General features: G+C 38.1%; 7 protein-coding genes, 1 pseudogene and 1 riboswitch. Of the genes and pseudogenes, 2 read left to right on the forward strand and 6 right to left on the reverse strand.

From position 1 onward, the window contains the following. The 3 genes from HMPREF2887_RS08880 to ligA all read right to left on the reverse strand — a co-directional run. Window positions 1-657: pullulanase-associated domain-containing protein (locus tag HMPREF2887_RS08880; protein ID WP_315940899.1), on the reverse strand; the 657-nt coding region annotated here is incomplete at its 3' end. A gap of 13 nt (window positions 658-670) precedes the next feature. Further along, window positions 671-1,630 (reverse strand): diacylglycerol kinase family lipid kinase, encoded by a 960-nt coding sequence (locus tag HMPREF2887_RS08885; protein ID WP_003030800.1) that lies wholly within the window; start codon window positions 1,628-1,630, stop codon window positions 671-673. Window positions 1,631-1,638: 8 nt separating this feature from the next. After that, window positions 1,639-3,597: an NAD-dependent DNA ligase LigA gene (gene ligA, locus HMPREF2887_RS08890; protein WP_057489642.1), complete on the reverse strand. Its 1,959-nt coding sequence runs from the start codon at window positions 3,595-3,597 to the stop codon at window positions 1,639-1,641. Window positions 3,598-3,795: 198 nt separating this feature from the next. Between ligA and HMPREF2887_RS08895 the strand changes: the two genes are divergently transcribed. Beyond that, window positions 3,796-4,743, forward strand: coding sequence for a 2-dehydropantoate 2-reductase (locus tag HMPREF2887_RS08895; RefSeq protein ID WP_003024690.1), 948 nt, complete (start codon window positions 3,796-3,798; stop codon window positions 4,741-4,743). Between the two features lie 134 nt (window positions 4,744-4,877). Here the strand turns inward: HMPREF2887_RS08895 and HMPREF2887_RS08900 are convergent, their stop codons facing one another. Then, entirely contained in the window at window positions 4,878-5,387 is a 510-nt protein-coding gene (locus HMPREF2887_RS08900) for a QueT transporter family protein (protein WP_057489641.1), read from the reverse strand. Next, window positions 5,385-5,493: riboswitch (PreQ1 riboswitch) on the reverse strand. (Overlaps the previous gene by 3 nt.) Before the next feature lie 28 nt (window positions 5,494-5,521). Here HMPREF2887_RS08900 and HMPREF2887_RS08905 point away from each other — a divergent pair. Next, window positions 5,522-5,965 carry a GtrA family protein gene (locus HMPREF2887_RS08905; protein ID WP_057489640.1) on the forward strand — a complete coding sequence of 148 codons (444 nt, stop codon included), beginning with the start codon at window positions 5,522-5,524 and terminating at the stop codon, window positions 5,963-5,965. Between the two features lie 64 nt (window positions 5,966-6,029). Here the strand turns inward: HMPREF2887_RS08905 and HMPREF2887_RS08910 are convergent, their stop codons facing one another. Both HMPREF2887_RS08910 and HMPREF2887_RS10605 read right to left on the reverse strand, forming a co-directional pair. After that, window positions 6,030-6,737 carry a B3/B4 domain-containing protein gene (locus tag HMPREF2887_RS08910; RefSeq protein WP_057489639.1) on the reverse strand — a complete coding sequence of 236 codons (708 nt, stop codon included), beginning with the start codon at window positions 6,735-6,737 and terminating at the stop codon, window positions 6,030-6,032. A 10-nt stretch (window positions 6,738-6,747) separates the two neighbouring features. Then, window positions 6,748-6,919 (reverse strand): annotated as a pseudogene (locus HMPREF2887_RS10605) (MarR family transcriptional regulator); the annotation flags it as partial.

Here is a 6,919-nt window from a genome sequence, read left to right on the forward strand (position 1 = left end):
TTTGTGATGTTCAAACTCTAGCTGATACTGATAGGCTTTATTTGCCAAGTCATCCGAAATCACCCGAGACCAGACTCCGATTGTATTTTTAGCATGATCTTTGGAAAAATCTTTTCCTCTTTGTAAGTCGTAGACCTTCCAGATTTTCGCTTTGTTAGTGCTATTCTTATAGACTACTAACTGAACTTTTTTTGCAGTCGGTGCCCAGAGTTTGAATTCTGCTTGCTCACCATTATACCGGCATCCCAACCAACCTTGGTACCCCCAATGCTGGTCAAAATGTTTGCTGTCCAATGCCATATCAAAGGCGTGAGGATCACACTTTGCGTAATACGGACTAGTCATAGCAGCCTGCCTAGAATAATAAACTTGACTGTCTCCTTCGATAATCCAAACCTCAGTCACTAAATGAGGCGGTAACAACTGAATGGAGTAGTCAACCGACTGGTGAGACCAATCGGTTGTTTTTACAATGACATGGACATTACTCAAAGCTTGTTCGCTTGTATAGGACAAGGTTCCTTGAATCCCAAAATCATCATACTGGAAAAAAGCACTCTCTTCTCCCCATTTATTCATTTGCCATTTCCACATATTATAGGCTGCATAATTTCCTAATTGATTATGGTAATGGATTAAGACACGATAGTTTAACATCACATTCTCCTGATTATTCTTTATTCTCCAATGACAAAGCACTATCGCTAATCTCATCAATATTTGCAAAAAATTCTAAATGGTTATGAAGAACTTCCAATTCAACAGGAGTATCTCCACCATATTCGCCATCCAGATTTAACATGAATGGGGCTTTTTTGTCTAAAACTTCTAACTTTAACTTACTTGTTTTTAAATATTCTACATTCACATCTGTCACATGTTGACCACCATTGATTGCTTGAATCATCAACGCCAACATATCAAACAACCGAGCAGTTTTCACCAAAATTAAGGTAAAATTACCATCATCTAACACTGTATCTGGCGCTAATTTTTCAAAGCCACCGATTGAATTTGTCAAGGCAACAAAGATTAAAGAAACTTTACCTTCAAACACACCGTGGTCATGTTCAATGTGTACCTTGCGTAATTTAGATTTTGGCAGCATTTCTGCTCCTTTTGCGACATAGGCAAGGTAGCCTAGACGTGACTTGACTTCACTTGGAACACTATAGGTCAATTCTGTCAAAGTTCCCGCTGCAGCAATGTTAATAAAATATTTTTTCCCATAAGCCTGACCAATATCCATTTTTATGGTTTGATTTTTTTCAATAATCCGCGCAGCTGCCACCGGATCCCCCATTGGAATCTTGAGAGCACGTGCATAATCATTGGTCGTACCAGTTGGAATAAAGGCTAACTTAGGTCGATTTTCCAACGGTGCTACCCCATTGACCACTTCATTGATTGTCCCATCTCCACCAGCCGCCACAATTAAATCAAATCCTACTTTAGCTGCTCTCTCTGCTTCATTTTGAGCTGATAAAGGAGCTGGGGTTGTCTGATAAGCACTTGTTTCATAACCCACATCTTCTAAAACGTCTAAAACTTCTGCGATATTTTTTTTAATAATTTCCTGACCAGAGGTCGGATTATAAATCAATCGTGCTCTTTTTCTAGCTGTTTCCATACAAACCTCTATAAACTCTCAAGCCAAGTTTCATCACGAATGTCAATTCCTAACTCTTGAGCTTTTGTTAATTTACTTCCTGCATCTGCTCCGGCAACGACTAGACTTGTTTTCTTAGAGACCGAGCTCGTCACCTTTGCACCTAAACTTTCTAATTTCTTTTTCGCCTCTGAACGATTGAGACGTTCCAATTTTCCTGTTAAAACAACGGTCAATCCAGAAAGTGCCGCATCTGCTGCCACTTTTTCGCCAAGGTAGGTGAAATTTAGCCCCGCTTCTTTTAGTTCCGACAATAAAATATGAGTTCCTTCTTGTGCGAAATAGCTGGAAAGACTCTCAGCAATCACCATTCCTAGACTATCCAGCGCAGCAATTTCTTCTCTTTTTGCTTTTGCTAATTGCTCCAAATCATGAAAATGCTCCAACAAAATCTGACTGGCTTTACTTCCAACATGGCGAATGCCCAAGCCAAATAATAATTTCTCGGCAGAATTTTCCTTAGAAGTCTGAATAGCAGTATACAACTTATTAGCTGATTTTTCCTTAAAATTTTCCAATTGCAGCAAATCTTCAACAGTCAAGCGATAAATGCCAGCCACATCATTTACCAACTGCTGATCAAATAACTTTTCTACAACAGCAGGACCAAGACCTGTGATATTCATGGCATCGCGACTAGCAAAATGAATCAAGCCTTCTTTGATTTGTGCAGGACAACGTGGATTGATACAGCGTAAAGCAACCTCATCTTCAAAGTGAATCAACTCGCTGTTGCAACTTGGACAATTCTTTGGAATCTCCAATTTCTCTTCTGATTGGCGCTTACTTTCAACCACTTGCAAAACAGCTGGAATGATGTCACCTGCTTTGTAAACGATGACCGTATCGCCTTTGCGAATGTCCTTTTCAGCAATGTAATCCACATTGTGCAAAGTAGCTCGGCTGACCGTTGTCCCCGCTAATTGCACAGGCGCCAAGTTGGCGGTTGGCGTAACAACTCCAGTCCGTCCAACTGTCCAGTCAACTGATAAAAGCTGCGCTTCTTTTTCTTCAGCTGGGAATTTGTAAGCAATCGCCCATTTTGGTGCTTTTACAGTAAAACCGAGTTCTTCCTGCATAACCAAATCATTTACCTTGATTACAACACCGTCAATATCATACGGTAACTGGTCGCGTTCTTGAGTGATTTGTCCAATAAACTGCCACACTTCATCCATCGAATGTGCTAAAATATGCCGCTCATTCACACTGAAGCCATTTTTAGATAACTGATTTAAAACAGCTTCTTGGCTCGTCACACTTGTCGGACTGGCTTCTTGATAGAGAAAGGTTGCAAGATTACGTTTGGCTACAATTGCCGTATCCAACTGGCGTAACGTTCCTGCCGCTGCATTTCTCGGATTAGCAAATTCTGGTTCTCCGTTTTCCTGGCGTAGCTGATTCACCGCGTCAAAAGAGCTACGTGGCATATAACATTCACCACGGACAGTCATATCAACTTCGCTTGGCAACTTTAAAGGAATATCTTTCACTCTTTTCAGATTTTCTGTGATATTTTCCCCAACAGAACCGTCTCCGCGAGTGGCTCCTGCAACCAAAATCCCATTTTCATACATAAGAGAAATGGAGAGACCGTCAATTTTTAGTTCACATAGATAGCTAACATCTGGAAAATCTTTCCGAATCCGTGCATCAAATACATCTAACTCTTCACGTGAAAAAGCATCCTGCAAACTATAGAGCGGATACTGGTGTTGGTATTTTTCAAAACCTTCTAAAACCTTACCTCCCACACGATGAGTTGGGCTATCAGGCTGAACGAACTCTGGATACTGCTTTTCTAAATCTAATAATTCATGATACAGCTTATCATATTCACTGTCCGATACGCTTGGATTATCAGTCGTATAATATTCATGAGCATACTGATTGAGCAACTTCACCAGTTCTAACATTCTGTCTTTCATATTTCTATTTTATCATAATTCATGCGTTTCTACAGCATTCTTACCTATATTCTTTACAAAAAATTAGACAAAAATGTAAAATAGCAGAAAAATAATCATCGTCACATCAAATATGATAAATTTCCAAAATTTAATTGATTAAAATACATAAAAGAAGTAAAATATACTATAAATAAAAAAGCTAGGAGAATTGTTAGTATGAATATTACAATTGCAGGTGTCGGTGCCATGGGTAGCCGCTTTGCTCTGATGTTGCATCGAGCAGGGCATAAAGTGACTTTAGTAGATGGTTGGAAAGAACATGTCACAGCTATCCAAAAAGATGGCTTACAAGCTAACTTAAACGGCGAAGAAGTTGTTGCCAAGTTGCCCATCTATTTGCAAAGTGAAGTAGATCCAACCTTATCTAATGACTTAATTATTCTGTTTACAAAAGCCATGCAGCTAGAAGCGATGTTAGCAGATATTCAACCTTTGATACATGATAATACAGCTGTTCTCTGTCTATTAAATGGGATTGGTCACGAAGAAGTCATTGAAAAATATGTCCCAAGAAATCAAATTATGATTGGAAATACCATGTGGACTGCTGGTATGGAAGAACCTGGACGTGCAAAATTATTTGGAAACGGCTCAATCGCTTTGAAGAATTTAGTCGCAGATCCAAAAGCCGAACAAGCAGCTTATAAAGTCATTGAAACCTTGAATTCTGCCGGATTAAATGCGCAATACACAGAAAATATCTTATATGCCATTTATAAAAAAGCTTGTGTCAACGGAACAATGAATAGTTTGTGTACCCTTTTGCTTGCTAATATGGCAGACTTTGGAGACACTACTCCTGCACATAATATTGTTGTGAAAATTGTTAGCGAGTTTGCAGAAGTTGCAAAACACGAAAATGTAGACTTGAATGTCACAGAAACCGTGGACTACATTGAAAAGAATTGTTATAATCGTGATACAATTGGCTTGCATTATCCGTCAATGTATCAAGATTTGAACGAGCACAATCGTTTGACAGAAATTGATTATATCAACGGAGCTATTGCACGAAAGGGACAACAATATGGTGTAAACACGCCATACTGTGCCCTTATAACTGAACTCGTCCATTGTAAAGAACAATTATTAGGTGCAAAATAAACTTAGCTAGAAAATTCATTGTTTTTACAAAAATCTTAAAACGATATGGTCTTATATTTTTTAATTTCCAGATAAACAAAAATATGCCGAAGAATTTTTGGGCATATTTTTATTGAATCTAATATTAACGAAAATTATTTTCCTAAATCAATCCGCTTATTTAGCTTGTCCATTAAAATTCCACCAATGATGAGTGAAGCAAACTCTCCTACTGCTGTCGTAAACCAAGTCAAAAAGAACGGTGCTTTAGCGATAAGATACAATTCAGCTGCAATGGTCACCATAGAAAGTGAAAAGAAAATCGCAAAATAAAAGAAAGCTTTATTGATTGGTCCATTAAACAAGTATTCATTCATGTATTTTCTAAAGAAATACACACCTAAGCTCAAAAAGACCAAGGTTGAACCACCACCGACAAAGACATCGATGATTCCAAAACTAAATAAATTTGCAATCATACACCCCAACGTGACTCCGATGATGTACTTTGGTTTATAAAAAGCCATAAAGTTCATCATTTCAGAAATCCGAAATTGGTAGGCACCGTAGCTAATAGCATTCAGGGGCGGTGTCATTGTCAGAGCAACGTAAATCGCAGCAACGAGAGCAATCTGAGCCATATCACGAACAGTAATTTTTTCCATGTTTTCTCCTTTAGCGGCTAAACCGCGTGTAATATGCTTGACGAAAGGGAACTAAGCGCCAAGGGCTGTATTGACAAAACGAATACAGCTTTTCAAGTATAGCACATTTTTTGCAAATATGATAGACTAAATCTATGAAAAATTATATAAAACGCTTTTTCAATAACGAAATCTTATCCTATTTATTTTTTGGTGTTGCTACAACTGTTGTTGCAGTTCTTACACGTATGCTTTGTTATGCTTTCACGAGTAATGAATTGCTTTCTACAGCGATAGGCAATATTGCTGGAATTCTTTTTGCTTTTGCGACAAATGACACAATTGTTTTTAAGCAACAAAGAACGGGCTGGTTCGCTCGTTTTGTCAAATTTGCTCTTGCGCGACTTTCTACTTTTCTGCTGGACATGGGGCTCACATTCATTTTTGTCACAACATTTCCTAACATTATCGGTCAATTTGTCCACAATGACATCAAAGCAGTTAATACCATTGAAACTTTATTTGCTCAAATCGTTATTATTGTGCTCAATTATGTTTTTAGTAAGGTCTTTGTATTTAAAAATAAATCAAAAAAATAAAAAACAAACCTGCCCAAAATGGTGGTTTGTCTGCAATCTCAAAGAGCTTTAAGGCTCTTTTTTCTTAAATGTCTACACTTGGATTGTCAATTGTTAGATGAGTGATTTCTCCTTTGACTCCAAAATAATCTTCAACTAAACTTTGCAATTCCTGCATAGCTGCTTGCGCACGTTTAGCTTGGTCTTCATTGATTGCTTCGATGACTAATACTGCATCCGTTGTGCCTTCAGTCAGCATTGTCCGTTGCGCTTCCCTCCAGTTAAAACAACGACAAACAGCTCCTTCATCATCATAATAAATAATTTCCTCTGGAAGAGCTGGTGCGTCTGTCTCTGCACCAAGTGGAAAGAAAGGTTCGCCTCCTTGCGCTTTTCCAAGATGCAAGCCTCCTTGAATCTTAGCAATATCTTCACCACCACAAGGAACAGCATAGGAAAGTGACACACTGTTATAAATATCCACCAATGGATTGATTGGATTGAACTCACGACCTTGACTTACCCTTTTTAAAAGAGCTTCAATAGAAGAACGCGCACCTTTTTTAGTTTTAAACTTACTAAAAACACCACGCCATTCTTGAATCACGTCATTTTGCGTAAAGGTTTCATCTACGATAAAATCTTCTGCTCGCTTGCTTCCCTTGTCCAACAAAGATTTAAAATAAGGGTCTTTGCTTTCGTCAACGCTATTATCCAAGCCTTTAACAACCATAATGCTAATTTGTGCTTGAGGAAATAATTCCCAAAATTCATCTTCAACTGTGATTTTCATTTTACACCTCTCAATAATTTCTTTTTTGTCCTTTTTTAACCAATTCCCAATCATCAGTAATATTCTGTCGCACCTTTGCTAACATGTCTTCTAACAATTGAGCATCTTCTTTTGAAAATCCTGTCAAAGCCTGCTGCTCAGAATAAGTGTGCTCTGCTAAGATAAACGGATAAAGTTTTTTT

It is taken from the genome of Streptococcus sp. HMSC071H03, from assembly GCF_001813035.1.
Classification (GTDB): domain Bacteria; phylum Bacillota; class Bacilli; order Lactobacillales; family Streptococcaceae; genus Streptococcus; species Streptococcus anginosus.